The sequence below is a fragment of the Limnospira fusiformis SAG 85.79 genome (genome assembly GCF_012516315.1).
Lineage (GTDB): Bacteria > Cyanobacteriota > Cyanobacteriia > Cyanobacteriales > Microcoleaceae > Limnospira > Limnospira fusiformis.
In genome coordinates this window covers 135,068-161,842 of record NZ_CP051185.1, presented here as the reverse complement: position 1 = coordinate 161,842, position 26,775 = coordinate 135,068, and the positions used below count along the sequence as shown (strand labels likewise).

The 26,775-nt window shown below is 45.0% G+C and carries 33 protein-coding genes and 1 pseudogene; 14 read left to right on the top strand and 20 right to left on the bottom strand.

Translation table 11 applies throughout. From position 1 onward, the window contains the following. A complete protein-coding gene (locus tag HFV01_RS00835) occupies positions 1–486 on the bottom strand; it encodes a hypothetical protein (protein WP_193520743.1) in 486 nt (161 codons plus the stop codon). Positions 487–932: 446 nt separating this feature from the next. Next, the gene (locus HFV01_RS00830) at positions 933–1,139 is read right to left on the bottom strand and encodes a type II toxin-antitoxin system HicB family antitoxin (RefSeq protein WP_008198193.1); all 207 of its coding nucleotides are present in this window, start codon (positions 1,137–1,139) and stop codon (positions 933–935) included. Between the two features lie 262 nt (positions 1,140–1,401). Between HFV01_RS00830 and HFV01_RS00825 the strand changes: the two are divergent. After that, positions 1,402–1,797: pseudogene (locus HFV01_RS00825) on the top strand (zinc ribbon domain-containing protein); the annotation flags it as partial. 118 nt (positions 1,798–1,915) lie between these two features. Here the strand turns inward: HFV01_RS00825 and HFV01_RS29990 are convergent. The 8 genes from HFV01_RS29990 to HFV01_RS00790 form a co-directional block, all read right to left on the bottom strand. Further along, on the bottom strand, positions 1,916–2,254 hold the full coding sequence (locus tag HFV01_RS29990; protein WP_318286081.1) for an NACHT domain-containing protein: 339 nt from the start codon (positions 2,252–2,254) through the stop codon (positions 1,916–1,918). After that, complete coding sequence (locus HFV01_RS00820) at positions 2,227–2,817, bottom strand: ATP-binding protein (RefSeq protein ID WP_318286080.1); 591 nt, start codon at positions 2,815–2,817, stop codon at positions 2,227–2,229. The genes HFV01_RS29990 and HFV01_RS00820 overlap by 28 nt, the downstream gene beginning before the upstream one ends. A 157-nt stretch (positions 2,818–2,974) precedes the next feature. Next, positions 2,975–3,439 carry a hypothetical protein gene (locus tag HFV01_RS00815; protein ID WP_006623194.1) on the bottom strand — a complete coding sequence of 155 codons (465 nt, stop codon included), beginning with the start codon at positions 3,437–3,439 and terminating at the stop codon, positions 2,975–2,977. Positions 3,440–3,447: 8 nt separating this feature from the next. Next, positions 3,448–4,035: a Uma2 family endonuclease gene (locus HFV01_RS00810; protein WP_006669608.1), complete on the bottom strand. Its 588-nt coding sequence runs from the start codon at positions 4,033–4,035 to the stop codon at positions 3,448–3,450. A gap of 38 nt (positions 4,036–4,073) precedes the next feature. Continuing rightward, positions 4,074–4,643: a Uma2 family endonuclease gene (locus HFV01_RS00805; protein ID WP_006669607.1), complete on the bottom strand. Its 570-nt coding sequence runs from the start codon at positions 4,641–4,643 to the stop codon at positions 4,074–4,076. A gap of 99 nt (positions 4,644–4,742) precedes the next feature. Continuing rightward, a complete protein-coding gene (locus HFV01_RS00800; RefSeq protein ID WP_006623191.1) occupies positions 4,743–5,015 on the bottom strand; it encodes a PIN domain-containing protein in 273 nt (90 codons plus the stop codon). Beyond that, complete coding sequence (locus HFV01_RS00795; RefSeq protein ID WP_046318596.1) at positions 5,005–5,238, bottom strand: hypothetical protein; 234 nt, start codon at positions 5,236–5,238, stop codon at positions 5,005–5,007. Before HFV01_RS00795 ends, HFV01_RS00800 begins: the two co-directional genes overlap by 11 nt. 152 nt (positions 5,239–5,390) lie before the next feature. Next, the gene (locus HFV01_RS00790; RefSeq protein WP_006623188.1) at positions 5,391–5,744 is read right to left on the bottom strand and encodes a DUF433 domain-containing protein; all 354 of its coding nucleotides are present in this window, start codon (positions 5,742–5,744) and stop codon (positions 5,391–5,393) included. Positions 5,745–5,927: 183 nt separating this feature from the next. Here HFV01_RS00790 and HFV01_RS00785 point away from each other — a divergent pair, with 183 nt between their 5' ends. Continuing rightward, positions 5,928–6,170: a hypothetical protein gene (locus HFV01_RS00785; RefSeq protein ID WP_231296489.1), complete on the top strand. Its 243-nt coding sequence runs from the start codon at positions 5,928–5,930 to the stop codon at positions 6,168–6,170. 8 nt (positions 6,171–6,178) lie between these two features. Here the strand turns inward: HFV01_RS00785 and HFV01_RS00780 are convergent, their stop codons facing one another. From HFV01_RS00780 to HFV01_RS00750, 7 genes are all read right to left on the bottom strand, one after another. Then, a complete protein-coding gene (locus HFV01_RS00780) occupies positions 6,179–6,361 on the bottom strand; it encodes a type II toxin-antitoxin system HicB family antitoxin (RefSeq protein WP_006623185.1) in 183 nt (60 codons plus the stop codon). A gap of 90 nt (positions 6,362–6,451) precedes the next feature. Beyond that, positions 6,452–6,859, bottom strand: coding sequence for a type II toxin-antitoxin system VapC family toxin (locus HFV01_RS00775; RefSeq protein ID WP_006617881.1), 408 nt, complete (start codon positions 6,857–6,859; stop codon positions 6,452–6,454). Next, positions 6,856–7,053, bottom strand: a complete 198-nt coding sequence (locus HFV01_RS00770; protein WP_006623184.1) for a hypothetical protein — start codon at positions 7,051–7,053, stop codon at positions 6,856–6,858. Before HFV01_RS00770 ends, HFV01_RS00775 begins: the two co-directional genes overlap by 4 nt. A 66-nt stretch (positions 7,054–7,119) precedes the next feature. After that, the gene (locus HFV01_RS00765; protein WP_193520742.1) at positions 7,120–7,389 is read right to left on the bottom strand and encodes a hypothetical protein; all 270 of its coding nucleotides are present in this window, start codon (positions 7,387–7,389) and stop codon (positions 7,120–7,122) included. Between the two features lie 147 nt (positions 7,390–7,536). Then, positions 7,537–7,746: a hypothetical protein gene (locus HFV01_RS00760; protein ID WP_006623182.1), complete on the bottom strand. Its 210-nt coding sequence runs from the start codon at positions 7,744–7,746 to the stop codon at positions 7,537–7,539. A gap of 5 nt (positions 7,747–7,751) precedes the next feature. Then, positions 7,752–7,985 carry a hypothetical protein gene (locus tag HFV01_RS00755; RefSeq protein ID WP_006623181.1) on the bottom strand — a complete coding sequence of 78 codons (234 nt, stop codon included), beginning with the start codon at positions 7,983–7,985 and terminating at the stop codon, positions 7,752–7,754. Positions 7,986–8,006: 21 nt separating this feature from the next. Further along, positions 8,007–10,946, bottom strand: a complete 2,940-nt coding sequence (locus HFV01_RS00750; protein ID WP_318286079.1) for an NACHT domain-containing protein — start codon at positions 10,944–10,946, stop codon at positions 8,007–8,009. A gap of 348 nt (positions 10,947–11,294) precedes the next feature. Between HFV01_RS00750 and HFV01_RS00745 the strand changes: the two genes are divergently transcribed. Beyond that, on the top strand, positions 11,295–12,992 hold the full coding sequence (locus HFV01_RS00745) for an NAD+ synthase (protein WP_193520741.1): 1,698 nt from the start codon (positions 11,295–11,297) through the stop codon (positions 12,990–12,992). Here HFV01_RS00745 and HFV01_RS00740 read toward each other — a convergent pair. Next, complete coding sequence (locus HFV01_RS00740) at positions 12,989–13,573, bottom strand: DJ-1/PfpI family protein (RefSeq protein WP_006623177.1); 585 nt, start codon at positions 13,571–13,573, stop codon at positions 12,989–12,991. The genes HFV01_RS00745 and HFV01_RS00740 overlap by 4 nt on opposite strands. A 58-nt stretch (positions 13,574–13,631) precedes the next feature. On the opposite strand from HFV01_RS00740, the gene HFV01_RS00735 reads away from it, so the two are divergent. Beyond that, positions 13,632–14,768 carry a histidinol-phosphate transaminase gene (locus HFV01_RS00735; RefSeq protein ID WP_006623176.1) on the top strand — a complete coding sequence of 379 codons (1,137 nt, stop codon included), beginning with the start codon at positions 13,632–13,634 and terminating at the stop codon, positions 14,766–14,768. Between the two features lie 279 nt (positions 14,769–15,047). Here the strand turns inward: HFV01_RS00735 and HFV01_RS00730 are convergent, their stop codons facing one another. Further along, positions 15,048–16,217 (bottom strand): cysteine desulfurase family protein, encoded by a 1,170-nt coding sequence (locus HFV01_RS00730; RefSeq protein ID WP_006623175.1) that lies wholly within the window; start codon positions 16,215–16,217, stop codon positions 15,048–15,050. A 69-nt stretch (positions 16,218–16,286) separates the two neighbouring features. After that, positions 16,287–16,691 carry a DUF7682 family zinc-binding protein gene (locus HFV01_RS00725; protein ID WP_006669601.1) on the bottom strand — a complete coding sequence of 135 codons (405 nt, stop codon included), beginning with the start codon at positions 16,689–16,691 and terminating at the stop codon, positions 16,287–16,289. A 162-nt stretch (positions 16,692–16,853) separates the two neighbouring features. On the opposite strand from HFV01_RS00725, the gene HFV01_RS00720 reads away from it, so the two are divergent. From HFV01_RS00720 to HFV01_RS00675, 10 genes are all read left to right on the top strand, one after another. After that, the gene (locus HFV01_RS00720) at positions 16,854–18,509 is read left to right on the top strand and encodes a phospholipase D-like domain-containing protein (protein ID WP_006623173.1); all 1,656 of its coding nucleotides are present in this window, start codon (positions 16,854–16,856) and stop codon (positions 18,507–18,509) included. Between the two features lie 111 nt (positions 18,510–18,620). After that, positions 18,621–20,426 (top strand): proline--tRNA ligase, encoded by a 1,806-nt coding sequence (gene proS, locus HFV01_RS00715; RefSeq protein ID WP_006669600.1) that lies wholly within the window; start codon positions 18,621–18,623, stop codon positions 20,424–20,426. Positions 20,427–20,571: 145 nt separating this feature from the next. Continuing rightward, on the top strand, positions 20,572–20,982 hold the full coding sequence (locus HFV01_RS00710) for an ATP synthase subunit I (RefSeq protein WP_006623171.1): 411 nt from the start codon (positions 20,572–20,574) through the stop codon (positions 20,980–20,982). Positions 20,983–21,040: 58 nt separating this feature from the next. Further along, positions 21,041–21,796, top strand: coding sequence for a F0F1 ATP synthase subunit A (gene atpB, locus HFV01_RS00705; RefSeq protein ID WP_006618459.1), 756 nt, complete (start codon positions 21,041–21,043; stop codon positions 21,794–21,796). Between the two features lie 123 nt (positions 21,797–21,919). Beyond that, positions 21,920–22,168, top strand: a complete 249-nt coding sequence (atpE, locus tag HFV01_RS00700) for an ATP synthase F0 subunit C (protein WP_006618460.1) — start codon at positions 21,920–21,922, stop codon at positions 22,166–22,168. A 131-nt stretch (positions 22,169–22,299) separates the two neighbouring features. Continuing rightward, a complete protein-coding gene (locus tag HFV01_RS00695) occupies positions 22,300–22,785 on the top strand; it encodes a F0F1 ATP synthase subunit B' (protein ID WP_006623170.1) in 486 nt (161 codons plus the stop codon). Positions 22,786–22,912: 127 nt separating this feature from the next. After that, positions 22,913–23,446, top strand: a complete 534-nt coding sequence (locus tag HFV01_RS00690) for a F0F1 ATP synthase subunit B (protein ID WP_006618462.1) — start codon at positions 22,913–22,915, stop codon at positions 23,444–23,446. Next, on the top strand, positions 23,443–23,991 hold the full coding sequence (atpH, locus tag HFV01_RS00685) for an ATP synthase F1 subunit delta (RefSeq protein WP_006623169.1): 549 nt from the start codon (positions 23,443–23,445) through the stop codon (positions 23,989–23,991). The genes HFV01_RS00690 and atpH overlap by 4 nt, the downstream gene beginning before the upstream one ends. Before the next feature lie 66 nt (positions 23,992–24,057). Then, positions 24,058–25,575: a F0F1 ATP synthase subunit alpha gene (atpA, locus tag HFV01_RS00680; protein WP_006623168.1), complete on the top strand. Its 1,518-nt coding sequence runs from the start codon at positions 24,058–24,060 to the stop codon at positions 25,573–25,575. 216 nt (positions 25,576–25,791) lie between these two features. Next, the gene (locus tag HFV01_RS00675) at positions 25,792–26,742 is read left to right on the top strand and encodes a F0F1 ATP synthase subunit gamma (RefSeq protein WP_008055484.1); all 951 of its coding nucleotides are present in this window, start codon (positions 25,792–25,794) and stop codon (positions 26,740–26,742) included. The last annotated feature ends 33 nt before the right edge of the window (positions 26,743–26,775 follow it).

The window sequence follows — 26,775 nt, the reverse complement described above, 5'->3', positions numbered from 1 at the left end:
CTATCTGTTCTCCAACAAAAAATCTTTCAAAAACTGCAACTCCGGCAAATCCCCTACTTGCTCTCCAAGTTGCTTATTGCAGAGTGAATGAACCAACCTGAGATATTTCTCAGAGGTAACTAAAACGGATAAATCCGTCCATTTAATTTGAGGTTTTGCTTCTAAATAGCGTTGCAGAAGCGCCAATGGAGCTAAGTGGTGAATTTCCGAGTGGTCAACAGATACACCATCTTCTCTAGAGATTATGACTGAACCTCCGCACTTAAAGCACTTCTCTGACTGAGCGTTAAGAAGATTTGCTTTTATTTCCCGACCCTCTCTCGTATTTTTAAGCCACCAACGGTAATACTCCCGAAAACCTACATAGCTATTAGATCGCGCTCGAAGCGCATGAACCTGTCTCAAAGTTTCTTTCCAAGCCTTACGATCCTGTTCATCGCGTACATTTTGCCGATGTAGCTTTGATCTTAATTCATCACTGCTCAAGACCACCACTCCTTGGTATCACATATATCTCACTCTACTGATAAAAGTTTACCTTAATCGATTACTGAAAAGCTAAACTTAATGCCATAAGATTGGGGCTGACCAACAGACAACCTTCAAATACTGACAAATACTGATCTCACCGATACCTCAGCAAGCTAACTATTCATTAGGCGACAATCAGGAACCTAGCTGATTTAAGGTAGTATTAAAGCTATAATTGCCCTGGAAGTAAACCTTGTGGTGATTGTAGCACATCAATATCGAGGTGTCAAGAATTGCTAAATCTAGCATATACAAAACTTTCTTTTTGGCTAAATCCCTTAACTGGGAAAAGTTTTAGCCTGGTTAAAAGTGAATGTTATAGGGAATCAAGGTGAAGCCGAAGGTTTCAAATACTCCGACTACCTCACGTCCGCTGAGAACAGGAAGAGTAGAGGACATGATTACGCCATTACCTCTACTTGGCAGGTTTCAATCGTTAGGGGTAGCCCACGTTCTGCACGAACTTCAAGGCAAGCGATAATTGCATCTCTGATATTTTCTAGAGCTTCTGCCCTCGTTTGACCTTGGCTGACACAACCCGGAATGCTGGGACACTCTACAACCCAAACTCCATCTTCGTCACGGTCAAGTGTTACAGTCAACTTCATCAGTTTTCACCATAATCTCCCCGCTTATAGTTTACCTCGTGACGTTGAAAGTGAAGAGGGTTGCGTTACGCCCAACGGCACAGGCTGCAATGAGAGCATGATTTAATCTCAAATTAGGTTAACATTTTACGGCAATACAGTATAATACCAAGTATGGTGCGAGACCTTCGGGTATGAAATAGAGCTGAAATGGGCGAAATAACTACCCGGTGAGGACTTCAACCCCTTGGTTGATTGGGTCGCATCCCTGGCCATCCCATAACACAGCCTGATTTTTTGGCCCACCTTCGAGACTTCCAATATGGCCAGTCAGGTGAAGCGTCTAATCAGGTCTAAGACTGCCCGCGCCATGCTGACATGGGCGCATTATCGATTCAAACTAACCCTGAGACATCAAGCCGAGATAACTGGAACCACAGTTGTAGATGTGACGGAAGAATACACCAGCAAAACCTGTACTCACTGTGGTCATGTGCATTCCCAGCTAGGTGGCTCAAAAGTGTTCCGATGTCCGGAGTGTGGGTTCACTCTACCCAGGGACTGGAACGGTGCTTTTGGAATCTTTCTAAAAGCTTTGCGGGATACCGCCTCTGTTACCTTAACGGGTAATAGTGCTATCGTCGCATTGTCGGGCAATAGCCGGATAAATGTCGCGTAAATGTATCAGTTCATTTTCCAGATCAGAAGGCAACTCTATGCTAATCTTCACGATTCTTTCCTTAACTTGCTCCCTAACTAAGGCGATCATAGCGCATACACAAATCGAATCACTGTTTTTAATCACTCTGGGCAAAGAATCGCCGGATAAAGGTTTCCATCTGCTCGGACTGAAAGGGTAAATTCCGATATACATCAAACCCGGAAAAGGCATTTTTATCGGATTCCCAAACATTCACCCGACAAGAGACGATCGCCCTTGCTAACCCCACCCACCCGGTTAAGAACTGGGACACATGGAGCCGCTCAATCCGGGCTACCATTTCATCCAACCCATCCATCAATAACCAGAGATTCTCTTTATGGTCTTGGACAGAAGCGATCGCTCCTTCAACTCCCGCCGACTTCAGCCAGTTTTCCAGATAATCTACTAGGGTCGGTTGGGTAAATTGTGCCAAGTCAACCCAAGCCCGAATATCCCATTGGCGATCGCCTGTAACCGTGTGGTTTTTCCTGACCCCGGTTCACCAATAACGGCAATCCGTCGCCCCTGACTTTGGGGAGTTTTTCCCTGTCGCAAAACCTGATTAAAAAACTCATCCTCACTGATAGGAGTCATTCTCTCTTCTTCCCGTTCCCACTGTTCTCGGTTTTCCAGACTTAGCCCCGGTTTCCGTTCCTTAGTTGGGTATAGCTCCACCAATGCCAACGGCACATAAACATCCACCCGCTTAAATGCCGGATTAGCCGTTAAGAATACCTGTCGGTTAGGCAGCATTAACTCCGCAATCGCTCGCCATTCTGCTAAGGAAAGATGGGGGTTAGCGGCATCAAAATGCGATCGAATTTCCTCCACCAAACTTTCGAGGGTTCTTTCCAGTCCTTGCAACAACTGAGTTATCTGGGTTTCCATCACCCCGAACCGTTGACAGACTTCGGCAAAACCCGACTCAATTGTGCCGGAAATCTCCCTAAAAAACTCCTGCTGCTGGGTGAGGTTTCTCCTTTTACAGGCTGCCATATTGAGGCGGATAAAAATATCACCCCATTCTGTAGCGGTGAGGTTGCCTTGTTGGGTGAGTTGGTATTCTTGGGGGGTGAGGAATTGGTCGAGTTTGGCTTCTCGTCGTTCAGGGTAACGTTGTTTGGCTAGTTCCTGTTGGGCGATCGCAACCCAGTTATCCTTGGCTTGGGCGGCGATTTTTTCGAGATATTCGCGGGTTTTGCCGCCCTGTTGTTTGGCTGCGAGGGTGATAACGGCGGCGTTCGCGTAGCGTCTCGTAGAGAATCGCTTTCCCGACTGCTTTGGTTAAATCCTGATTTTCTAGGGAAACTCTCCCCTCTCGTGCATCGATTAAAGCATCAACAGCATTAGCCGTATTCCCCGCCGCCACATTCCCTAACGCGGTGGCTAAGATGTTTCCCCAGACCATCCCTTCTGCGGCGGCTAGGGGGGGGAACGCCAAGCTACCCAGGACGCACCCGCTACCGATGGTTAATTTTACGATGGTGTCGCGCTCGAACTTCATGTTGATGCCTGGAACATTAGGGATTATTCTAACACCCAGGAAGTTACACGGTTTGAGGCTGCTTTGGTGGGGGTGGCGGGTGGAGATATGGGCGATCGCACTGGAGTCATCCATCTTGTACACTAAACCGCATTAGACGATGGCTCAAACACAACCTCTTCGTAAAACTCCTCTATCGCCACACTTAATCCAATACTTTTTAGCTCCACAACATCGCCCGGTCGATAGCTCAGAATTAACCAATCCCCCGCCTCGTTTTTGTGATACATATCGATCGCCATCTCCTCGGAACTAGCTAATACATAATCCACCAAATTCGGATTTTGGCGGTACATTTCAAACTTCTTGCCCCGGTCATAAGCCTCAGTGCTGGGGGATAAAACCTCGACAATTAGACAGGGATAGGTAATGTATTGGGCGCTAGAATTGTCTCTCTGATCGCAGGTAACACTCAGATCTGGATAGATATAGTTGTCAGTGTTGAGAACATTTACGCGACAATCAGAATTGTAGGTTTTACAACCACTGCCTCGGAGATGAGGCTTGATAATCGCTAAAAAGTTACCAGCCACATCACTATGATTTCTGGTACCACCCGTCATCCCATACACGCGACCATCGATTAACTCATGCTTTTCGAGTTGTTGCTCCTCCCAAATAAAATACTCCTCCGGCGTAAAGTAGCGCCCTTTTTCTTTGGCTGCGATCATCACTATTTCTTAGCTCATAACAACAGTGAATAATTGCCCTACTCGAAGACAACCTCTTCGTAAAATTCCTCTATCGCCACACTGAATCCAATACTTTTTAGCTCCACAACATCGCCGGGTCGATAGCTCAGAATTAACCAATCCCCCGCCTCGTTTTTGTGATACATATCGATCGCCATCTCCTCGGAACTAGCTAACACATAATCCACCAAATTCGGATTTTGGCGGTACATTTCAAACTTCTTGCCCCGGTCATAAGCCTCAGTGCTGGGGGATAAAACCTCGACAATTAGACAGGGATAGGTAATGTATTGTGTATGCTCACGATCGCGATCGTCACAAGTCACACTCAAATCAGGATAAGTATAGTTAGAGGTATCAAGAATATTGACCTTTAGATCCGAATTAAAAACTCGACATCGACTTCCCCGCAAGTGCGCTTTGATGAGGCTGACGATATTAATTTTGATCGCACTATGATTTTGCGTGCCACCCGTCATCGCATACACGCGACCATCGATTAACTCATGCTTTTCGAGTTGCTGCTCCTCCCAAGCAAAATACTCCTCCGGCGTAAAGTAGCGCCCTTTTTCTTTGGCTGCAATCATAGCTATCTCCTAGTTGAAAAAGACGAACACTAACTCAAACCTGAAAACCTAATCCTCGCCAATTCTCCCGAATTGTCACCAGAGGCGGTGCCGACTCCTTCAGGTTGCCAATGGTCGGCTGCTTGGCGTTGGCTTGCCGCTGATTGGACAATCGGTCAATGATACGCAGTTAATTAGCCTTAAAATTTCTCGCATTTGATGGGCTTGTTTTTCGGTTAGACCAGGGTAACAAAGCAATTCAACCCAAGTAATTGGACAGTAAAATCCCTCTGCTTGTCGGCTGTCAATTTCCTCAAATACATCCTGAACTTCCGGCTGATTATTAAAATAATAAATCAGGATATTAGTATCAAGAAGGTATTTAGTCGGCATCCCATTCTTGTCGAATTTTTAATTGAAATTTCAGAGCATCAACGCGCTTGGGTAGAAACCCACGCCATCGATTCAAGTTGAGTCGGGGTGATTCGGTAGTGTTTTGCACCTCTTGAGAGGGTTCACCCTGAGAAACTAGGGTAGCTAGTTCTTTTAACAGAAGTTTTTGCTCATCTGAGGTTAGAGTTTGAGCTTGATGCAGAATTTCTTGGTAATTAGACATCGGTTTTGGAGTCAGCTTTCAGGTGATGTTTTTATTATACTCGCTATTGGCTCAACCGGGTTTATTTTGAAGGTGGGGAATCATAAACCGGGTTTGTATCAAAACTCTGCTTAGTCCCTGAAACTATTGCAGAAACACGATTTCTCAGATACTCAAAGTTCATAGCTTTTCCTCTTTTGCTGAAGCCTTTGTTTAAAATCGGCAGTATGATGACCGACTCCTATTGTAATTAAATCAGCTTGCAGGTTCTGGATTTCTTCCTGTTGTTGGGCAATTTGAGCATCAATTTGGGGTTGATAGGTGTAGTAATAACTGAGGGCAGAATAAATGGCAGCGAGGGAAATTTCTGGGTGTTGAAAGTGCAGTTCTTCTGGACTCCAGCCGTGGGCGTGTTTTTCTTGAATTAGTTGGGCAACTGAAACGCGACTCTGGGCAATGGTTGCCTGATTTTGAGCATCAATCTCTAGGTATTGCCAAGTTACAGGAGTATCGGTGGTGAATGTCATCTTGAGGACAGGGCAAGGGTTGATACTATTATAGCCAAGTATTGTCAAGGGGCGATCGCGATATGGAGAAAAAATCTGGGTCCCTTTCTAGGTATTGCGGCAGTCACCACGAGCGCGAGGGGTTGGGGGACAACCACCGGGGGGATGGGATGGTTAAACGGGGGGTGATATGGTGCTATAATTGTGTCAAACCCTAAATTGCTAATTGACAAGAAAACTATGGCTAGTATTATTCTTCAGGTTGATGAAGAGATTAAGGCGGCATTTGAACAGGCTAACCCGGAAATCCAGAAACAGTTAAGTCATATTGTTCAGTTATTTTTACGACGAAATTTATATGACAAGCGTTTAACTGAGGTGATGGCAGAAATTTCAGACAAAGCACAACAACGAGGCTTAACGCCAGAAATTTTACAAGATATTTGAGCCGATGACTATGTTGGCTCTATTTTGTTTAGGCTATTATTCGCAACAGTGAGCCACCCCTGAACAGCATCTTGTAAATTTTGCCGAACCTCTTCTATAGTATCTCCCTCGGTAATACAACCCGGAAGTGCCGGAACTTCTGCCCAATAGCCACCTTCTTCTGCTGGATGAATAATTGCTGTAATTTTCATAAGCTAAGTATTAGTAAACTGCCGTTAAACAAAATTTTTTCTTCGCCCATTAGCCGTTACAAATGATTTGGCAGCTTGGGTGGGGAATGGTTAATCTGTATCATTACCCTCCTTCACCCCTTCAAAGGGATTACATAATGTTAACTCAGGTACGCGCTTGAAGTCATCCACATTTCTAGTCATCACACAAGCAGAGCAGTGCAATGCAGTTGCCGCAATCAGGGCATCGGGAAGTTTGAGGCGGTTATGTCGCCGTAATTGAATGGTGCGATCTTCAATTTGGGGCAGTAGGGGGACTTGTTCAAACTGCATCAACAAATCAGTAATGACCGCTTCTTCCTCATTGGATAATTCTGGGAAACTCAGCAACTCAATTCGCACAATGCAGGAAATAATCACCTCATTTTGTCTGATAAATGATTCTGAGAAAAATGGCAAGATTGCTGCTTCGTCAGCCAAGTAGTCAATAAATATGTTGGTGTCGTAGAGATATTTCACCGCTCCCACTCCTGACGCATTGTGTCGAGATGAGCCCGCATTTTGTCTCGCTTATCTTTTAGCAATCCCTTGGCTTGGGCAACCTTGGCATAATCCCGTTGCCAGAGGGCTACCACTGAAGCAGGCACATCTACGGTAATAAATTCCTCATTTTGGTCAATTAAATACTGCTTAGAAATTTTAATAATGGGCATGATTTTATCCTTCAATGTTTACTGCTAATTTCAGCGGTTTATATCCAATAATTACAGGATAGTAGGTCATGGCAAATCATCTTGAGGATATTTCTTTTGCAAATAATGAGCGATCGCCTTTTTGCGATTGGCCCGTTCTGATAAATCCGGCGGCGCATCTTCTAACAGATGTTCAGGATGTCCGCCCAATCTTTCGACAATAGTCTTGCGGGGTTGTAAACTCAACCAGCGTTCTTTAACCAACCGTTTAATCAATTCATCGCTGGTCGTTTTTTCCTGGGCTAAAATTTCCACTAAACGGGCTTCGGTTTCGGGGTCTAGTTGTATGTTCAGCATGAGTCTTTCGGATTGGTGATTGATGTCTAATTGTACCTGATTGATGCCGACTCATCCTTAAACCGATTTAAGTTGAGGAGGGGCTAAGGGGGCTAGGACTATTATAGCCAATTTTCCAGAAACCGGGTTTCTTTGATTTCACGCAGCCTAAGACATTTTTAACACTTGTTGGAGCGGGGCAGAGAGTTCAATAGGCATAAAATAGGAGTTAGGATAGAGATAATCTTCCCCTGATTCATCAATAACCCGAATCATTTGATGGCGATCGGCTTTTGAGTCGGGTAAGACTTGATAAATCTTGCGAACTTCTAGGGAAGCGGCATAGTCTGTATTTTTGATGCAAACAACAAAGTTCATGGCTTTTACTCCAGTAGATATTTAATCTTGAATTCTTTGCGCCCAATGCCGTGGGCTTCATACCAATGAATTTCGGCTTGACAGATTGTGCCATCTTCGAGTTGAATGGTGGCGATGCCTTTCAGTTTACGCCACCGTCCAGAACCATAGGCTTTTTCCAGTCGTTCGAGTTCTCGAATTGAGCGATTAAAAGCAATAGTTTCAATGTCATCAATCTCTCCTAAAATGTCAAATTTCAAGTGCGTTTTACTCCCAAGGTTTTACTCTTTCTGGATTTCTAGGTTGGCGAAGTGTTCTTGCACGAGGCGATGGATAAAGCGGTAGCGGTTCCCGACTCGTTGCAGGATGAGGCGTTCTGTACAGTAGTCGAGGAAGCGGGTGATATTCCAGGGCATTTGACCTGTCAAGCCAAGGATAAGACGTAGGATCAAGCGGCGGAATAAGTTATATAATTCTAACAACAGAATAAAAACAAAAGGTATTGGAAATAATATTAAACATATTGCAGGATGTAAAATAATGAATAAATATCTGAACAACTGACCAAAAGTAAACAAATAAACATAAGCAACAAGCACAACAAAAGGAATTACTAACATTGTAACTATCGTAGCAGTGATAATCCAAAAAATCATTGCTATTACAGCAAAGAATAAATTAGGAGCAAATTCTAGTAATATTGGTACGGCTTTAATAAGTTGTAGTAGGGACAACGCTATAGAAAAATAACCCAACCCATCACTGGAACTATTAAGATTTCTTTTGATTTCGCTAGTGCGTTTTTCAAAATCTTTCTGCCATTCTTCTTTAACATTGTTTTTTATATTTAAACTTTCTATGAAATAAAATTGAGTTATCATTAAAAATGATCCAATAATATAAAATTGAGGCTTAATGTTACTTGTTAATTCGTCAGTGGCAATACTTAAGGGATCTAAAAATGTTAATAGACCGTTGTATACAAATGTCAATAATGCAAGTAAAATGAAGTAAAACAAACCAAGCATTGGGTGATTTATTATTATATCTTCCATTGAAAATAACAAAAATATAATCTGAGTTAAAACATATAATAAAAAAATAAGGATGGGCAAAAATGAAATGCTATTAATTATTGTCTTTAAAAAACCAGAATCTAAGATTTCTAGGCTTATTTGCCCAAAATTAAATGATTTTAATTCTTCTTTTTTCATGATTTTGGCGATCTTGATTAATCTATTTTGTGTAGCCCAATATTTAGGTATGTCACAAAATTTATACCATTTGCTTTTTTTCTTTTTACTCAGCATCTCCGCCCGATAAACACCCAACAAGTAATCGATCGCCCTCTCTTCCGTATTACAATTCCACCACTCCTCAACGTCAATCTGCTGATAGGCAAGACTCGTAACCGCCAAAAACAACGGTTGGCGAATAAAATTGACAATCTTCTCCGACCCCTTGATACTCTCCCAAAACTCTCCTAGATTAACCGAAGCAAAATAATCCCGAATTTGCTCATTCGTCAAATCCTCCAAACAAATTGCCCCATTTAAGTGCAACTTCTCCTCATAGACTTCATATTCCTCCTTGCGACTGCACACCACCAAATGCAACGGCGAAAACTCACTGCCTAAAAACTGATTAATTGCCCGGACACACTTCCCCTGACGTTCCGGTTGCAATTCATCCAACCCATCCAACAACAGCACTAACTCCTTCTCCCGAAGCCACTGTTCCCCGATGTCCTGACTCACCCCTTTACTTATAAGCTGAGACAGAACCCACTCCTTAATCGAAGGGTCATATTTTTCCCCCTCTCCAAAGGACAAAAACTTCCGTTTTGTCACCTCCTGCCAAGTGGAAAGCTCCAAAATCACCGGAATGGGGGCATCGCTATCCCCTTCTGCGCGCTCAAGCAAGGCTTCCGCTAACTCTAATAAGGTCGTGGTTTTGCCGCCCCCCGGTTTGCCCAAAATCAGGAACTTGCCGGAAATGGTGGGATTATCAAACACATCCAGAATCGTCGTCTGGGGGGGTAACTTAACGCTGCGCTGTTCCCCCACTTTCACCGACATATCCCAAGGACGTTGCACCTGCTGGGGTTGCTGTTCTTTGCCCAAATTCACGATCGCCGCCCGGTGGATAGACTGGGTTAAACGGCTTTCTACCTCGGTTCGCATCTGAGTCAAGATATTTTGACGATCGCGATACTCCTGTTTAGATAACGATCGCCCCCCCGGTTGATTGTGCAGCGCCTCCAACCCCTGCCGCACCTCTTGACGAAATTCCGTCACTTCTTGGCGCAACTCCTCTAGGCGTTCCTCTAGGGTTTGTAACAAGTCGCTGATGGTGGTTTCCATTACCCCCAACCGTTGACAGACTTCCGCAAAACCGGACTCAATATCACGGGAAATCTCCCGAAAAAACGCCTGCTGCTGGCTAACACTTCCCCGTAACTGGGTTTCCAATTCCTGAAACTGTTGCAGGATTTGGCTGAACTCCTCAACATTCACCCCCCCTTGATTCGCTTGCAGTTGCCTCAGTTGTGCCTGCATTCCCGTGAGTAACTGCAAGGTTAACCCCGCAAAGGCTTTCCCATCCTTGGCAAAGTCTTCTTTCAGGGTTTCCCGCAAGGCTTTGGGGAAGGTGGTATGGAGTAAATCGGCGACTTGTTGACGCACCTCTGCGGGAATGGGAAAGCCACCCCCTTTACAGGCTGCCATGTTGAGGCGGATAAAAATATCACCCCATTCGGTAGCGGTGAGGTTGCCTTGTTGGGTGAGTTGGTATTCTTGGGGGGTAAGGAATTGGTCGAGTTGGGCTTCTCGCAGGTCGGGGTAACGTTGTTTGGTGAGTTCCTGTTGGGCGATCGCAACCCAGTTATCCTTGGCTTGGGCAGCAATTTTTTCCAGATATTGGCGGGTTTTGCCGCCCTGTTGTTTGGCTGCGAGGGTGATAACGGCAGCTATGGCTTTTCCGACTGCTTTGGTTAAATCCTGATTTTCTAGGGAAACTCCCCCCTCTCGTGCATCGATTAAAGCATCGATCGCATTAGCCGTATTCCCCGCCGCCACATTCCCTAACGCCGTGGCTAAGATGTTTCCCCAGACCATCCCTTCTGTCGCGACTAGGGAGGGGAACGCCAAGCTACCCAGGACGCACCCCCCACCAATGGTTAATTTGAGGATATCTCGCGCTACAGCCATTGCTACTGTCATGATTCTAAGTAGGTTTTTGTCCGTTCATGAGCGATCGCGATCGCCGTCCCTCCGTGATAGTTTACCCCAAATTTCCCATATTTATGATACCATGGCGATTGGCAATAGTCAACACTGAGAAATTGACTTAAACTCAGCAGAAATATTGACCAAAACCCGATTTTGCCCTCCTTAGTGAACCCTCCCCTGGATACTAACATTGAAAACGCATATTTTCGCTCAGGAAACATAACCATGAGTTGAGTTATTTAAGATTCCCTAACCACCAGATGTCCAAATTAGATAAATGGGCAAGTTCTATCTGTATGGTAATATTTATCAACAATCCTAAATGGTAGCCGTGAAATTATGAAAATTGCGATCGCTCAAATTAACCCCACAGTCGGTGATTTAACAGGTAATGCTCAACTAATTTTGGAAGCCGCCCAGTCCGCTATTAACGAGGATGCTAGTTTACTCATCACCCCGGAATTAGCCCTAATTGGCTATCCCCCGCGAGACTTATTAATCCGCCCCAGTTTTATTAATGCCGCCCAACAACAACTCGAAAAACTCGCCCAACAACTACCCGTAGAATTAGCCGTTTTAGTAGGTACAGTTTTCCCCAATCCTCGCGCCAGCGAATTGGGAGGAAAACCCCTATTTAATACAGCAGCATTATTAATGGGTGGTGAGATTAAACAGGTGTTCCATAAACGTCTACTCCCCACCTATGATGTATTTGATGAACATCGCTATTTTGAACCCGCCCCAGCTAGTGATGTTTTAATCTTCAAAAAACCTCGCTCGGAGGAGATAGTAAAAATTGGGGTGACTATTTGCGAAGACCTGTGGAATGATGAGGAGTTTTGGGGACACCGTAACTATCCCTGTGACCCCATGAAAGATTTAAGCGATCGCCATGTTGATTGGGTAGTAAATTTGTCCGGTTCCCCCTATCGCGCCGGGAAACAACAATTACGAAAAGCCATGCTAACTCACAGCGCCCGCCGCTACGCAATCCCCATTATTTATACCAATCAAGTCGGCGCTAATGATGACCTCATTTTTGATGGCTCTAGCCTAGTGATTAATGGTGGGGGTGAAGTAGTTAAAAGTTTAGCCCCTTTTCAGACCGATTTTCAAATAATTGAATGGGATTCAAACAGTTCTACCTTTGTCGGTGAATCCGTCAATAGTGACGATACACAATTGCTCGATGAAGATGAGGAAATATGGCGGGCTTTGGTTTTGGGCGTGAGAGACTATACCCGAAAATGTGGCTTTTCTAAGGTGGTAATTGGGTTAAGTGGAGGGATTGATTCTTCCTTGGTCGCTGCTATTGCTACCGAAGCCCTAGGCAGTCAGCAAGTTTTAGGGGTTTTGATGCCATCTCCCTACAGTTCCGAACATTCCCTTGAGGATGCTTTTGATTTAGCTAACAACCTGGGAATTTCCACCAAAACACTGCCAATTGAGTCGGTTATGAATGCCTTTGATACCACCCTATATGACTTGTTCGCCGGGACTCAATTTGGTATTGCTGAAGAAAATATGCAATCCCGAATTAGGGGGACTTTATTAATGGCAATTTCTAACAAATTCGGTCATCTGTTACTCTCCACAGGTAACAAGTCAGAAATCGCCGTCGGATACTGTACCCTTTATGGTGACATGAATGGTGGTTTAGCGGTAATTGCGGATGTGCCGAAAACCCGTGTTTACTCAATTTGCAAATGGTTAAATGAAAGCAGAGGTCGAGAAATTATCCCTAATAATGTCCTGATTAAACCCGCCAGTGCCGAATTAAAACCGGGTCAATTTGATAGTGATTCTCTCCCCCCCTATCATATCTTAGATGATATTCTCTATCGGCTCATCGAAAAACATGAATCTGTTGCCACAATTATTGCAGCCGGACATGATTGCCAAACGGTGGAACGTATGGTAAAATTGGTTATGGGCGCAGAATTTAAACGCCGCCAAGCACCCCCTGGGTTGAAAATTAGCGATCGCGCTTTTGGGACAGGTTGGCGAATGCCTATTGCCAGGGGGAAAGATATCTAAGAATGGATAATTTGTGTTCCCAGTAGTTTCACAAACTCAGCCAACCAACGGGGGTGAGCCGGCCATGCTGGTGCTGTAACTAAATTACCATCAGCGATCGCATCATCAACCGCAATATCAGCATATTGTCCGCCAGCCAGAACAACATCAGGCGAACAAGCCGGATAAGCTGAACAGCGTTTACCCTGGAGAACATTTGCCGCCGCCAAAAGTTGAGCGCCATGGCAAATAGCCGCAATAGGTTTATTCGTTTCCGCGAAATGCTTGACCGCTTGAATGACATTGGGGTTGAGGCGAATATATTCCGGCGCTCTGCCCCCAGGAATTACCAAAGCGTGATAATTTTCTGGTTGTATATCCTCAAATGTCGCATTCAGGGTAAAATTATGACCGGGCTTTTCCGTGTAAGTTTGATCGCCTTCAAAATCATGGACAGCAGTTCGGACTTTTTCCCCGGATTTTTTCCCCGGACAAACAGCATGAACAGTATGTCCTAACATTTGTAAGGCTTGGAAAGGAACCATAACTTCATAGTCCTCTACAAAGTCACCCACCAGCATCAAAATCTGTTTTCCAGCCATTGATTTAAACCTCTAGTTGCTTGGGTTGAGTAATAGTTTCTCAAATCACTCTATATATATGTTGCCATTTATTCGCGAAGATCTGAATCAATTTGAAGCCTACACCCCCCACCCAGGTGGAGACTCTGGTAGTGCGGTTAAGTCTGATCTAATTATGGACCGCCTGGATACTAACGAGTCCCCCTATGACCTACCAGGGGAGTTGAAACAGAAATTGGCGAGTATCTATCAACGGGATATTGAAACCAATCGTTATCCAGACGGCAGCCACGAGCCTGTTAAAAAGGCGATCGCTAATTATGTTAATTCTGCCATTTCCGAGGTTTCCACCCCGATAACCGCTGATTATGTGTCTGTAGGGAACGGTTCTGATGAGTTGATCCGTTCTCTGTTAATTGCCACCTGCTTAAATGGTTCTGGGTCGATTTTAGTAGCCAACCCTACATTCTCCATGTATGCTATTCTCGCCCAAACTTTAGGGGTTCCGGTAGTCACAGTTAATCGGTCGGAGGCGAATTTTGAAATAGATTTAATCGCCGCCAAACAGGCTATTCTCGACCAGCAAAACCCCCCCATTAAAGTAGTGTTTGTGGTGCATCCCAACTCCCCCACCGCTAATGCTTTAACCGAGGCAGAATTAGACTGGCTGCGGAGTCTTCCCCAACATATCTTAGTAGTCATTGATGAGGCTTATTTTGAGTTTAGTCAAACCACAGTAGCCGGAGAAATTACCCAACATCCTAATTGGGTGATTTTAAGGACTTTTTCTAAGGCTTTTCGGTTGGCTTCTTTGCGGGTTGGCTATGCTATAACTTCCCCGGAATTGACTACTATCTTAGAAAAGGTGCGCCTTCCCTATAACCTCCCTAGTTTCTCCCAAGAAGCGGCTTTGTTAGCCTTAACTCACCGGGAAGAATTACAACAGGTCATCCCGGAAATTATTAGGGAACGCGATCGCCTCTGGACGCGGTTGGCTAATCATCCTCTGTTCAAATTTTGGCCGAGTGATGCTAATTTTATCTATGGTCGTCTCAAGTCTAATAATTCTGATCAGCGATTAAATCAAATAGTACAGGCTATGAAATCTCAGGGTTCTTTAATTCGCCATACAGGAGGTGGTTTAAGAATTACCATAGGAACTCCGGCGGAAAATCAACGCACAGGCGATCGTCTATTTTCCTTAATCGACAATTAATAATTAATAATTAATAATTAATAATTAATAATTAATGAATGAGTGGGGCGGGTTGATTCAGATAGTCCTGGGGAATTGAATTGACAGAACCCGCCCCGATAATTAATAATTAATAATTAATAATTAATGAATGGGTGGGGCGGGTTGATTCAGATAGTCCTGGGGAATTGAATTGATAGAACCCGCCCCGATAATTAATAATTAATAATTAATAATTAATAATTAATAATTAATGATAGGTGGGGCGGGTTGATTCAGATAGCGCTGTGAGTGAGTGAGTTAAAAAGCGATCGCTAGAGGTTTAGAAATCAGACGATCTAAAATTTGTTTAACGGCGATCGCCGTCCACTCGATATCAGCCTCGGTAGTTTGTCGTCCCAAAGTTAGACGAATACTCCCCAAGCCCTCACGATCGCTATATCCCATAGCCAGCAAAACCGGACTAGGGCTAAGTTTACCACTATGACAAGCAGAACCGGCGCTAATACCAATTCCCGCCAAATTGAGATGTCGGACTAGAGTTTTCCCAGTAATTCCAGTCACCTCAGCCGGGGGAACCACACAGAAACTAACATGGTGGGGTAGTCGGTGTAAGCGATCGCCAGTAGGGACTAAATAGGGAATATCCGCCAGCAAATCAAACAAGCGATCGCGTAATTTAATCAATCGGGGAGTTTCCCATAAAAGTTCCTGCGCCGCCAATTCCGCAGCCACCCCAAACCCAGCAATAGCCGGGACCGCCTGAGTTCCCGATCGCAATTTAAACTCCTGACCGCCGCCGCCCATAAGTGGTATCAACTCCACCCCCGGACGCACATACAAAGCCCCCACACCTTGGGGACCATAAATTTTATGGCTAGATAGCGATAGCATATCCACAGGCAAATTTTCCACATCAATGGGCAATCTTCCCGCCACCTGGACTGCATCAGTATGGAACAAAACCCCATGGGATCGGGCTATTTTCCCCAAAGTTTCAATCGGCTGTAAAGTTCCCACCTCACTCTGACCATAAATCACCGATACCAAAACCGTATTGGGTTGTAAAGCGGTTTTTAAATCCAGGGGATGAATGCGACCTTGGCGATCGACAGGTAAACGAGTCACCGACCAGCCCCGTTTTTCCAATAGTCCTACCGGTTCAGCGATCGCCGAATGTTCCACACTAGAAATAATCAGATGTTGAGGCTGATCATATTGACCGACCACCCCAAATATCGCCAAATTATCCGCTTCTGTTCCCCCAGAAGTGAAAATTATCCCATCAGGCGGCGCATTAATTAAATGTGCCACCTGGGTTCTAGCCACTTCCACAACCGTAGCCGACCTCTGACCCCATTCATGCAAGCTAGAAGGATTACCCCAACTTTCCGTCAATACCCCTTGCATAGCAGCGATCGCCTCTGCACAAGTCGGAGTAGTTGCACTATAATCTAAGTAAATTTGCATTAGTCTCACCCAAAGTGATCATCAAACTAGGGAACTCAGGCACACCAAAAACCTTCATTAAAGCCACAGTCATAATTTACCCGGCTTACAAACGTTATAGTCCTCATGGGATAGGACCTTTTGAGGAATCAGAAAACTGCCACTATCCTGGCATAACATCCGATAGTTACGAGTTACAGGAATACTGATCACAAAACGATTATGGCGCAACCGCTTCCCACCAAACTCCCGATAATTTTTATTGCTGGTCAGTCCATCAATAATAACCCTCGCCTTAATTACAACATAGTCCGGTAATCCCCTTAAATCAATAAGATCCTGAGCAAATGAAGCCTCCCACTCCAGTTTCTTGTTCTTTCTGTCTTCTAACTCCCGATATTCTTGTTCCTCCGCTATTTGGACTTGTTCACAGCGATGACAAACACGGCCATAACCTTTATGGCCACAAGGAAAGGTCTTTTTTCTCTTTGGCATAGCATAGTATGAGGGTTGCAACTAACCCTAGCCCCTGGACTATTGTACCAGAGCGACTTTCCGAGTCTCAAGTTGTTAAGCTAATTTAATTTTCCCCCAACAACCACAACAAAAGTGCTAAAAAATTCGGTAACTCTCAATTACCTATACAATTAACTATCAATGGTGCGTTTGCTTCCTGTCACCCGCTTATTTGGGCTGGGCGCTAGTCTGGTATTTATACTCAACTCCTGTGCTTGCAATTCCCATAGCATCAGGTCTAATCATAATGCTTCTGTTCAACCCTTAGTTGACCCCTTACCTCAAGATCCACAGATTCGGGTTTATTTTAATCATTCCCAGGCTTCCGTCTATACCGAACCCTATCGCCCCAAAACTAGACTCGGTGATAACCTTGAACAAATTATAGTCGATGCTATTAACAGTGCTTCCCAAAGTGTAGATGTCGCCATTCAGGAATTACGTTTACCCAAAATCGCTCAAGCCTTAGTTAATCAACATCAAAAAGGAGTCCGGGTGCGCGTCATTATTGAAAATGAATATAGTCGCCCCTTTAGTGATTTTACCCCCGCCGAAATTGCCGCCTTTTCCGATAGAGAAAAAGGTCGTTATCAAGAATTTATGCACTTGGCGGATTTAAACCAAAATGGTCGCCTCGAACCTGAAGAAATTAACCAAAGAGATGCTCTGGTTATGCTGGCTAATGCTAATGTTCCCTTAATCGATGATACCGAGGATGGGTCGAAGGGTAGCGGTTTGATGCACCATAAGTTTGTCATAGTTGACCAAAATACAGTTATTGTCACCTCTGCGAATTTTACTACCAGTGATATTCACGGAGATTTTTACTCCGCCGAAAGCCGGGGTAATCCTAATAATTTGCTGTCTATCAATAGCCGGGAGTTAGCCGCTATTTTTACCCGGGAATTTGAAATTATGTGGGGAGATGGACCCGGAGGAGAAAATGATAGTCTGTTTGGGATTAATAAACCACATCGGGGAGTTAAACAAGTCTCCGTCGGTCAAGGAACTGTTACCGTTCAGTTTGCCCCTATTTCGGCTACTAGACCTTGGGAAAATAGCGTTAATGGCTTGATTGCTCAAACCTTACAACGAGCTAGAAATGACATAAATTTTGCTTTATTTGTGTTCTCGGCTCAGGAATTGTCCGATACCTTAAAAACAGTTCATCAAAGGGGAGTGGAAATCCGGGGATTAATTGAGGTTGGGTTTGCTTACCGCTACTATAGCGAAGCCCTGGATATGATGGGGATTGCTTTGCCTAATAATTGTCGATATCAACCCGGAAATAACCCTTGGTCACAACCTATTTCTACCGTCGGAGTTCCGAATTTGGCTGAAGGCGATCGCCTTCATCATAAATTTGCCGTCATTGATGATCAAATCGTGATTACCGGTTCCCATAACTGGAGTCGAGCCGCTAATCACTCCAATGATGAGACCTTATTAGTCGTTAATAATCCCACCGTTAACGCTCATTTTCAACGGGAATTTGAGCGCTTATATCAAAATTCAAGTTTGGGCGTTCCTGGTTGGCTTTTAAGTAGAATTGAACGGGAAAAACAAAATTGTGGCGGTGTCATTGAAACACCCTTTCATCCATCAGGAGAAATTATTAACATCAATACCGCATCTCAGCCGGAATTAGAAAGCCTTCCCGGTATCGGTCCCGGTTTGGCGCAGCGAATTATAGAAGCACGCAGTCAGCAGCCTTTTACCAGTTTAGATGATGTTACCCGTGTTTCTGGTATTGGACCTAAAACTATCGAAAGATGGGAAAATCTGGTAACCTGGTAAAATCACTACCCCCACCTAATCTCCCTGGGGAATTACTCATAATATGCTTGACAGGGGATAAATATATCTGCTATAATGGAAAGTTGCGTAATATCTCTGGAAACCAAACCGATGCGACTTTCCCAAATGCTCTTTGTCACCCTGCGGGAAGACCCGACAGAGGCAGAAATCCCTAGCCATAAACTCCTCCTCCGCGCTGGCTATATCCGTCGTATCGGTAGCGGAGTTTACGCCTATTTACCCCTAATGTGGCGGGTGCTACAGAAAGTCTCCCAAATTGTGAGAGAAGAAATGAACGCTACCGGGGCGCAGGAATGTCTACTTCCCCAGGTTCAACCCTCCGAACTATGGAAAGAGTCAGGGCGCTGGGATACCTACACGAAAGCAGAAGGTATCATGTTTTCCCTGAAAGATAGACGCGATCGCTCTCTGGCTCTCGGACCCACCCACGAAGAGGTAATTACCGCCGTAGCCAGGGACATGATCCGCTCGTACCAACAACTGCCCCTACATTTATATCAGATCCAAACTAAATTTAGAGACGAGATCCGCCCGCGATTTGGCTTAATGCGTGGCCGTGAATTTATTATGAAAGATGGCTACTCATTCCACACCAGCGAAGATAGCCTGAAACAAACCTATCAAGATATGGATCGCGCCTATCGTAATATCTTGCGACGCTGTGGGTTAGATTTCTGTGCAGTAGAAGCTGATTCTGGCGCTATTGGTGGGTCTGGTTCCCAGGAGTTTATGGTTTTAGCTGATGCTGGGGAAGATGAGGTACTATACACCCCTGACGGAAAATATGCGGCTAATGTCGAAAAGGCTGTATCTTTACCCCCTGATGCGGTAGCCTCCGGTTTTACTACCTACCAAAAACTCGAAACCCCTAATACCCCTACGATCGCCACCCTCTGTGAGTTTCTCAAATGTTCCCCCACCCAAGTTGTCAAAAATGTGCTATATCAGGCAGTCTATGATAACGGAATCACCGTTTTAGTCCTGGTTAGTATTCGCGGTGATCAAGATGTCAATGAGGTGAAGTTGCACAATCAACTCACTAATGCTGCTAGTCGCTATGGGGGGAAAGCCTTATTATCCCTCACAGTTCCCGACCCAGAGACACAAGCAAAATGGGCGAGTAAACCTTTGCCCTTGGGATATATCGCCCCCTCACTCGAAGATGACTACATTATCAGCGATAATAAGCAAATAGCCCCGAAATTCCTGCGATTGGTTGATCACACAGCAGTTGAGTTGCAGAACTTGGTCACAGGTTCTAATCAGTCCGGTTATCACGTCGTTGGTGCTAATTGGGGACAGGAATTTAAACTCCCCGATTTGGTCGCTGATTTGCGGAAGGCTAAAAAAGGCGATCGCAGTATCCATGACCCAAGCCAAACCTTGGAAAGCGCCAGGGGAATAGAAATAGGTCATATCTTCCAACTCGGTACAAAATACTCTCAAGCTATGGGAGCTACCTATACCAGCGAAACAGGTGAGGATTTACCCCTGGTTATGGGATGCTATGGGGTGGGAGTGTCTCGTTTGGCTCAGGCGGCGGTAGAACAGTCATATGACAAAGACGGTATAATCTGGCCAGTGGCGATCGCTCCCTATCACGTCATCATTACAGTTCCTAATGTCAGCGATAATCAACAAATGGCGATCGCTCAACAACTCTACAGCCAACTTAACCAAGCCGGAGTCGAAACCCTACTAGATGACCGCAACGAAAGAGCCGGGGTAAAATTCAAAGATGCTGACCTAGTGGGGATTCCCTATCGCATAGTCACAGGGAGAGCCATCAAATCCGGTAAAGTTGAGTTAGTGCAACGAGCAGACCATGAATCCTCCGAAGTCCCCATAGAACAAGTAGTTTCCCTACTTCAACAAAAAATTAGCCAATCTCTATAAATTTCTGTACTCAGGGAACAATTAATTTTATTTTAAGTATTGTTTCCGTTCCGTGATATTATTTGTGTTGGCTTACAAAGCTTCACTAGAGAGCTTCGTGGAGTTCACGCCGTGGGTAAACGTGCCGATCATATCGCTGTAACTTATGTCTGATGCCGGGGATACTGTAGAGATGGGGTCTCCCGTTCAGGAGCCAGACTCCTCTATGGGAGAGTATTATCAGCTTCAACGGGAGTTGTTGCTCACTACTATTGTGCTGGCAGTGGTAATCTTCCTGGTGGTTTATTGGTTCTATCCCTGGACCATTGCCCTAAATTACCTCTTGGGAGCCCTGTTGAGTGTCGTCTACTTGAGAATGCTGGGGAAAGACGTGGAACGAATTGGGACACAAAAATTATCCCCAAGCAAAAATCGTTTAGCTGTGTTCGCAGCCCTGATAATTGTGGCTACTCAATTGAATCAACTCAAAATCTTACCGATTTTTCTGGGGTTTCTCACCTATAAAGCCGCCCTGCTAGTCTATACGTTACGCCTATTGGTTAGGCCCAACCCATGACGTAAAAATACTGTTGTAATTATTCTCCACTCCTTGACCTATAGGGGAACTCTCCTAAATGCAAATGTTTGATGTTGTAAACGCCTTTGGTTCACTTCCCTTTGCGGAATTGGAAGTTGGCAAACACTTTTACTGGAATATCGGTAATCTGCGAATCCATGGACAGGTATTTATGACCTCCTGGTTCGTGATTGGCGTACTCCTGCTACTATCAATTTCGGCAACGCGAAATATTCAGACAATCCCCAGCGGTATACAGAACTTTATGGAGTATGCCCTAGAATTTATTCGCGATCTGGTGAAAAATCAGATAGGGGAAAAAGAATATCGTCCGTGGGTACCTTTTGTTGGTACATTATTCTTGTTCATCCTTGTGTCTAACTGGTCTGGTGCATTAGTTCCCTGGAGGGTATTTGAAATCCCTAACAGTGAATTGGCAGCCCCAACTAATGACATTAATACCACGGTAGCCTTAGCACTGCTAACATCCCTGGCTTACTTTTATGCAGGGTTTAGCCGTAGAGGTTTGGGATATCTGCTGAAATATATTCAGCCGACACCCATCTTATTACCGATCAACATTCTGGAAGACTTTACTAAACCTCTGTCCCTCAGTTTCCGTTTATTTGGGAACGTCGTGGCCGATGAGTTGGTAGTCGGTGTTCTGGTGCTGTTGGTGCCGCTATTTGTGCCAATCCCGATGATGGTTTTGGGTCTATTTCTCGGTTCAATTCAAGCCCTGATTTTTGCGACTCTAGCCGCTAACTACATCGCGGAAGCCATGGAAGGACACGGCGAAGAACATCACGAGTAGTTTGATTCGGTTTGAGCAATTTGTTCAGTTAAAATGCCAACAAACTGATAAGATTGTTTGGGGGCTAAAAATCCAACCCTTAATTTCACTTGTCAACTTTTTTTATTGAGGTCAAAACCAACTATGGAATCTAATTTAACTACTGCCGCCTCCGTAATCGCTGCTGCTCTCGCAGTAGGTATAGGCTCTATTGGACCTGGTCTGGGTCAAGGTCAAGCTGCTGGTCAAGCGGTGGAAGGGATTGCGCGTCAGCCTGAAGCTGAAGGTAAAATTCGTGGAACTCTGCTGTTGAGCTTGGCTTTCATGGAAGCACTGACTATTTACGGTCTGGTAGTGGCTCTGGTGTTGCTGTTTGCCAACCCCTTCGTATAGATATTTTCAGATTTCTTAGATTTCGGATTTGGGCGGATTTATCTAGTCTCAAATCTGAAATCTACCCATTTATGGTGGTCTGAAAAAAAAAAGAAAGTTCGCAAGCCCATTGGTTAACACCCTTCAAAAAAATGATACACTCGACAATTCTGCTGGCCGTAGAAGAGGCAGCTACGGAGAGTAGTCTGTTTGATTTTGATGCTACACTGCCATTGATGGCTGTACAATTTCTAATTCTGGCAGCTATCTTAAACCAAATTTTTTACAAGCCCTTGGGAAATGCAATTGATTCTAGGGCTGACTACATTCGCCAAAATAAGCTGAGTGCTAAAGAACGTTTGAGCAAGGCAGAAAGTTTGGCTAAACAGTATGAGCTGGAGTTGGCAGAAACTCGTAAAGAGTCTCAACAACTAATTATTAATGCTCAGGCTGAAGCTCAAAAAATTGCGGCTAGGGAAATGGCAGCGGCTCAACAAGAAGCTCAGAAAATTAGAGAAGCAGCTTATCAAGAAATTGAACAAAATAAAATCGAGGCTCGAAAAGGTTTGGAACAACAGGTAGACTCTATTAGTCGCCTGATTCTTGATAAACTTTTAGGAGCTGGAATGATTGGGTAGCTGTCCTCTCAAAAATTATTTTCAATCCCCTAGAAATGGGGGAAAAGTTAAGCCTACATACCATCCCTAATTAAGCCATTCGGCGGTTGAGGAAAGGGCAATCACATGAAATTATGAGAAGAGGAAGATGGTGAATCTTGTATTACTGGCGACAGAAGCAAGTCATGAGGGTGGTTTTGGACTGAATTTTAATCTGTTTGAAACTAACCTGATAAACTTAGGCATTATTATTGGTTTGCTAGTTTACTATGGGCGGGGCTTTCTCAATAAAATTTTGAGTGAAAGACGCGCTCAAATTGAGCAAGCAATTCAAGAAGCCGATCAACGTTTGAAAGAAGCTGAAAAAGCTCTGGCTGAACAACAAGAAAATTTGGCTCAAGCTAAGGCGGAAGCTGAAAGAATTAAAGCCTCTGCTGTGGAACGTGCCGAAGTGATTAGAGAGCAAATTGCAGCTCGTGCTAAGGCAGATGTTGAACAGATGAAGTTGACGGCTAATCAGGATTTGGAAGCGGAAAGAAGTAGGGCGATCGCTCAGTTGCGGGCTTTGGCTGTGTCTCAAGCGTTGGAACGCGCCGAAGGGCAAATTAGAGAACGCCTAGATGAAAATTCCCAGCAACAACTGGTAGATCGCTCCTTGGCTTTACTTGGAGGAGGTTCATGAGTTCAATTGTTGGTCAATTAGTAGAACCCTACGCCACGGCTTTGATGTCTGTGGCTAAGTCAAATAATGTCACGGAAGATTTTGGCAATCAAATGCGATCGCTTATTGATTTGCTCAAAAATTCCCCCGAACTACAGGATTTTTTAGGCAGTCCGGTGGTGAAAGGAGAAGATAAAAAAGCCGTGATTACACGAATGTTAGGAGAGGAAGTACACCCCTACTTGCGGAACTTCTTAATGCTCCTAGTAGATCGCGGTCGCATCCTATTTCTAGCAGAAATAGCCCAAGAATACTTGGCTTTGTTGCGGAAACTTAATCAAACAGTTTTGGCAGAAGTTACCTCGGCGGTAGAGCTAAACGACGGCCAAAAACACATGGTTGTTGAGCAGATCAAGGCTAGAACTGGGGCGCAAAATGTAGAGCTGGATCTGAAAATCGATCGCGAGATCCTCGGTGGTGTCATCATTAAAGCGGGTTCCCAATTGTTTGATGCCAGCATCCGAGGACAACTGCGCCGCATTGGTATGAGCCTAACTGTCGGTTAATAATTCGCCGACAACTTAGCCATTTATCTTAGTTTAACCTTTAGCAACGGATCACAAACACTAACTATGGTATCCATCAGACCTGACGAAATTGCCAATATTATCAGAGACCAAATCGAACAGTACGGCCAAGACGTTAAAGTTTCTAACGTGGGTACAGTACTGCAAGTTGGTGACGGTATTGCCCGGATTTATGGCCTAGATAAAGCCATGGCCGGAGAACTGCTAGAATTTACCGATGGAACAGTTGGTATCGCCCTTAACCTGGAAGAGGATAACGTGGGTGCGGTACTCATGGGCGAAGGCCTGGAAATTCAAGAAGGTTCCGCTGTGACCGCTACCGGAAGAATTGCCCAAGTCCCCGTGGGAGAAGCTATGCTGGGACGGGTGATTGATTCCCTGGGTCGTCCTATCGATGGTAAGGGAGATATTCAAGCCTCCGATACCCGTCTGCTAGAATCCCCCGCACCGGGTATTATTGAGCGCCGCTCTGTTTGTGAACCTATGCAAACAGGGATTACCGCTATTGACTCCATGATTCCTATTGGTCGGGGTCAACGGGAATTGATCATCGGTGACCGTCAAACTGGTAAAACAGCGATCGCTATTGATACCATCATTAACCAGAAAGAAGAAGATGTAATCTGTGTTTATGTGGCGATCGGTCAAAAAGCCTCAACCGTCGCTCAAGTGGTCAGCACCCTAGAAGAAAAAGGCGCTCTCCCCTATACCATTGTTGTCGCAGCTAACGCTAGTGACCCCGCTACCCTGCAATACCTAGCTCCCTACACCGGAGCAGCCATGGCGGAATACTTCATGTATCAAGGTAAAGCCACCCTGGTTATTTACGATGACCTTTCCAAACAGGCCCAAGCCTACCGTCAAATGTCCCTGTTGCTGCGTCGTCCCCCCGGTCGTGAAGCCTACCCCGGAGATGTATTCTACCTGCACTCTCGTTTGTTAGAACGCGCCGCTAAATTAAATGATGAACTCGGCGGCGGTAGCATGACAGCCCTACCAATCATCGAAACCCAAGCTGGTGACGTTTCCGCTTACATCCCCACTAACGTAATTTCTATTACTGATGGTCAGATCTTCCTGTCCGCTGACCTGTTTAACTCCGGTCTGCGTCCGGCGGTGAATGCTGGTATCTCCGTTTCCCGTGTGGGTTCTGCTGCCCAAACTAAGGCAATGAAGAAAGTGGCTGGAAAGGTTAAACTAGAATTAGCTCAGTTTGCCGAATTGGCAGCCTTCTCTCAGTTTGCTTCTGACCTAGACCAAGCCACTCGTAACCAGTTGGAACGGGGTAAACGTCTGCAAGAATTACTCAAACAGCCTCAAAATTCCCCCCTACAACTGTTTGAACAAGTAGCTGTGATTTACTCTGGTATTAATGGCTATCTTGATGATGTTCCCGAAGATAAAGTTGTAGCCTTTACTACAGGTCTGCGGGATTATCTGAAAAATAGCAAGCCCAAATATGGTGAGATTGTTCAAAGCCAAAAAGTCCTCACCGAAGAAGCTGAGGCTATGCTGAAAGAGGCAATTTCTGAGTTTAAGCAGACTTTCTTAGTTTCCGCGTAGCACACGCACGGGATCAGCCATTGGTGGAAACGAAACGCTTTATGCTGCGGCGCACCAATTAGTTAAAACCGGGAAAGGCAACAATTGAGGGCTGAGGGGGAACTGACCCCCTTCCTCAATATAAGTCTGTTATTGACTAGATAACTCTTGCTTGAACCCGGATTAACTCCCAGAGTCCTACTAAGTCTGTGGATAACAATTACTGATCATAAAACTATGTCAAACTTAAAAGCGATTCGCGATCGCATTCAGTCAGTCAAAAATACCAAAAAAATTACCGAAGCCATGCGCCTAGTTGCTTCCGCTAAGGTGCGCCGCGCTCAAGAACAAGTTTTAGCTACCCGTCCCTTTGCTGACCGTCTAGCAGGGGTTCTCTATGGTCTCCAAGGTCGCCTTCAATTTGAGGATGTAGAATGTCCTCTGCTCCAACAGCGGGAGGTGAAAAAGGTGGGACTGGTGGTGCTGGCAGGAAACCGGGGTCTGTGTGGAGCCTACAATAGTAATATTATTAAACGGGCAGAAGCACGGGCGGCCGAATTGAAAGCGGAAGGCCTGGAATATAGCTATCTTCTCGTGGGTCGCAAAGCTATTCAACATTTTACCCGTCGGGATGCTCCGATCTCTCAATGTCGCGATAACCCAGAGAAAACCCCAGATCTACAAAAGGTATCCAGTGCGGCTGATGAAATCCTCGCCTGGTTTGAGTCGGGAGCAGTGGATCGCGTTGAGTTGATTTACACGAAATTTGTCTCTCTGATTAGTTCACGACCTGTTACCCAAACTCTGCTACCCCTAGACCTGCAAGGCTTAGAGGCTCAGGATGATGAGGTGTTCCGCCTCACTAGCAAAGGTGGTAAGTTTGATGTAACTAGAGAAAAGGTGAGTGTTGAGCCGGAAGCCCTCGCTCAGGATATGATTTTTGAGCAAGATCCGGTTGATATCCTTAATGCCTTGTTGCCTCTGTTTTTGACTAACCAATTGCTACGAGCATGGCAGGAGTCTACCGCTAGTGAATTGGCGGCTCGGATGACTGCTATGAGCAACGCCAGCGATAACGCTAGTGATTTGGTGAAAACCCTTACCCTGTCTTACAACAAGGCTCGCCAAGCGTCAATTACCCAGCAGATCCTGGAAGTTGTTGGCGGTGCGGTGGCTTTGGAAAATTAAAGCCTAGAAAGCCTAGAAAGGCGATCGCCTCCC

Excerpts from the sequence above, each read along its gene's own strand:
- HFV01_RS00830 (WP_008198193.1), bottom strand. The coding sequence starts at position 1,139 with ATGAAGTTGACTGTAACACTTGACCGTGACGAAGATGGAGTTTGGGTT.
- HFV01_RS00820 (WP_318286080.1), bottom strand. The coding sequence starts at position 2,817 with ATGGCAGCCTGTAAAAGGAGAAACCTCACCCAGCAGCAGGAGTTTTTT.
- HFV01_RS00815 (WP_006623194.1), bottom strand. The coding sequence starts at position 3,439 with ATGGATGACTCCAGTGCGATCGCCCATATCTCCACCCGCCACCCCCAC.
- HFV01_RS00810 (WP_006669608.1), bottom strand. The coding sequence starts at position 4,035 with ATGATCGCAGCCAAAGAAAAAGGGCGCTACTTTACGCCGGAGGAGTAT.
- HFV01_RS00805 (WP_006669607.1), bottom strand. The coding sequence starts at position 4,643 with ATGATTGCAGCCAAAGAAAAAGGGCGCTACTTTACGCCGGAGGAGTAT.
- HFV01_RS00800 (WP_006623191.1), bottom strand. The coding sequence starts at position 5,015 with ATGCCGACTAAATACCTTCTTGATACTAATATCCTGATTTATTATTTT.
- HFV01_RS00795 (WP_046318596.1), bottom strand. The coding sequence starts at position 5,238 with ATGTCTAATTACCAAGAAATTCTGCATCAAGCTCAAACTCTAACCTCA.
- HFV01_RS00790 (WP_006623188.1), bottom strand. The coding sequence starts at position 5,744 with ATGACATTCACCACCGATACTCCTGTAACTTGGCAATACCTAGAGATT.
- HFV01_RS00780 (WP_006623185.1), bottom strand. The coding sequence starts at position 6,361 with ATGAAAATTACAGCAATTATTCATCCAGCAGAAGAAGGTGGCTATTGG.
- HFV01_RS00770 (WP_006623184.1), bottom strand. The coding sequence starts at position 7,053 with ATGCCCATTATTAAAATTTCTAAGCAGTATTTAATTGACCAAAATGAG.
- HFV01_RS00765 (WP_193520742.1), bottom strand. The coding sequence starts at position 7,389 with ATGCTGAACATACAACTAGACCCCGAAACCGAAGCCCGTTTAGTGGAA.
- HFV01_RS00760 (WP_006623182.1), bottom strand. The coding sequence starts at position 7,746 with ATGAACTTTGTTGTTTGCATCAAAAATACAGACTATGCCGCTTCCCTA.
- HFV01_RS00750 (WP_318286079.1), bottom strand. The coding sequence starts at position 10,946 with ATGACAGTAGCAATGGCTGTAGCGCGAGATATCCTCAAATTAACCATT.
- HFV01_RS00745 (WP_193520741.1), top strand. The coding sequence starts at position 11,295 with ATGAAAATTGCGATCGCTCAAATTAACCCCACAGTCGGTGATTTAACA.
- HFV01_RS00740 (WP_006623177.1), bottom strand. The coding sequence starts at position 13,573 with ATGGCTGGAAAACAGATTTTGATGCTGGTGGGTGACTTTGTAGAGGAC.
- HFV01_RS00735 (WP_006623176.1), top strand. The coding sequence starts at position 13,632 with ATGTTGCCATTTATTCGCGAAGATCTGAATCAATTTGAAGCCTACACC.
- HFV01_RS00730 (WP_006623175.1), bottom strand. The coding sequence starts at position 16,217 with ATGCAAATTTACTTAGATTATAGTGCAACTACTCCGACTTGTGCAGAG.
- HFV01_RS00725 (WP_006669601.1), bottom strand. The coding sequence starts at position 16,691 with ATGCCAAAGAGAAAAAAGACCTTTCCTTGTGGCCATAAAGGTTATGGC.
- HFV01_RS00720 (WP_006623173.1), top strand. The coding sequence starts at position 16,854 with ATGGTGCGTTTGCTTCCTGTCACCCGCTTATTTGGGCTGGGCGCTAGT.
- proS (WP_006669600.1), top strand. The coding sequence starts at position 18,621 with ATGCGACTTTCCCAAATGCTCTTTGTCACCCTGCGGGAAGACCCGACA.
- HFV01_RS00710 (WP_006623171.1), top strand. The coding sequence starts at position 20,572 with ATGTCTGATGCCGGGGATACTGTAGAGATGGGGTCTCCCGTTCAGGAG.
- atpB (WP_006618459.1), top strand. The coding sequence starts at position 21,041 with ATGCAAATGTTTGATGTTGTAAACGCCTTTGGTTCACTTCCCTTTGCG.
- atpE (WP_006618460.1), top strand. The coding sequence starts at position 21,920 with ATGGAATCTAATTTAACTACTGCCGCCTCCGTAATCGCTGCTGCTCTC.
- HFV01_RS00695 (WP_006623170.1), top strand. The coding sequence starts at position 22,300 with ATGATACACTCGACAATTCTGCTGGCCGTAGAAGAGGCAGCTACGGAG.
- HFV01_RS00690 (WP_006618462.1), top strand. The coding sequence starts at position 22,913 with ATGGTGAATCTTGTATTACTGGCGACAGAAGCAAGTCATGAGGGTGGT.
- atpH (WP_006623169.1), top strand. The coding sequence starts at position 23,443 with ATGAGTTCAATTGTTGGTCAATTAGTAGAACCCTACGCCACGGCTTTG.
- atpA (WP_006623168.1), top strand. The coding sequence starts at position 24,058 with ATGGTATCCATCAGACCTGACGAAATTGCCAATATTATCAGAGACCAA.
- HFV01_RS00675 (WP_008055484.1), top strand. The coding sequence starts at position 25,792 with ATGTCAAACTTAAAAGCGATTCGCGATCGCATTCAGTCAGTCAAAAAT.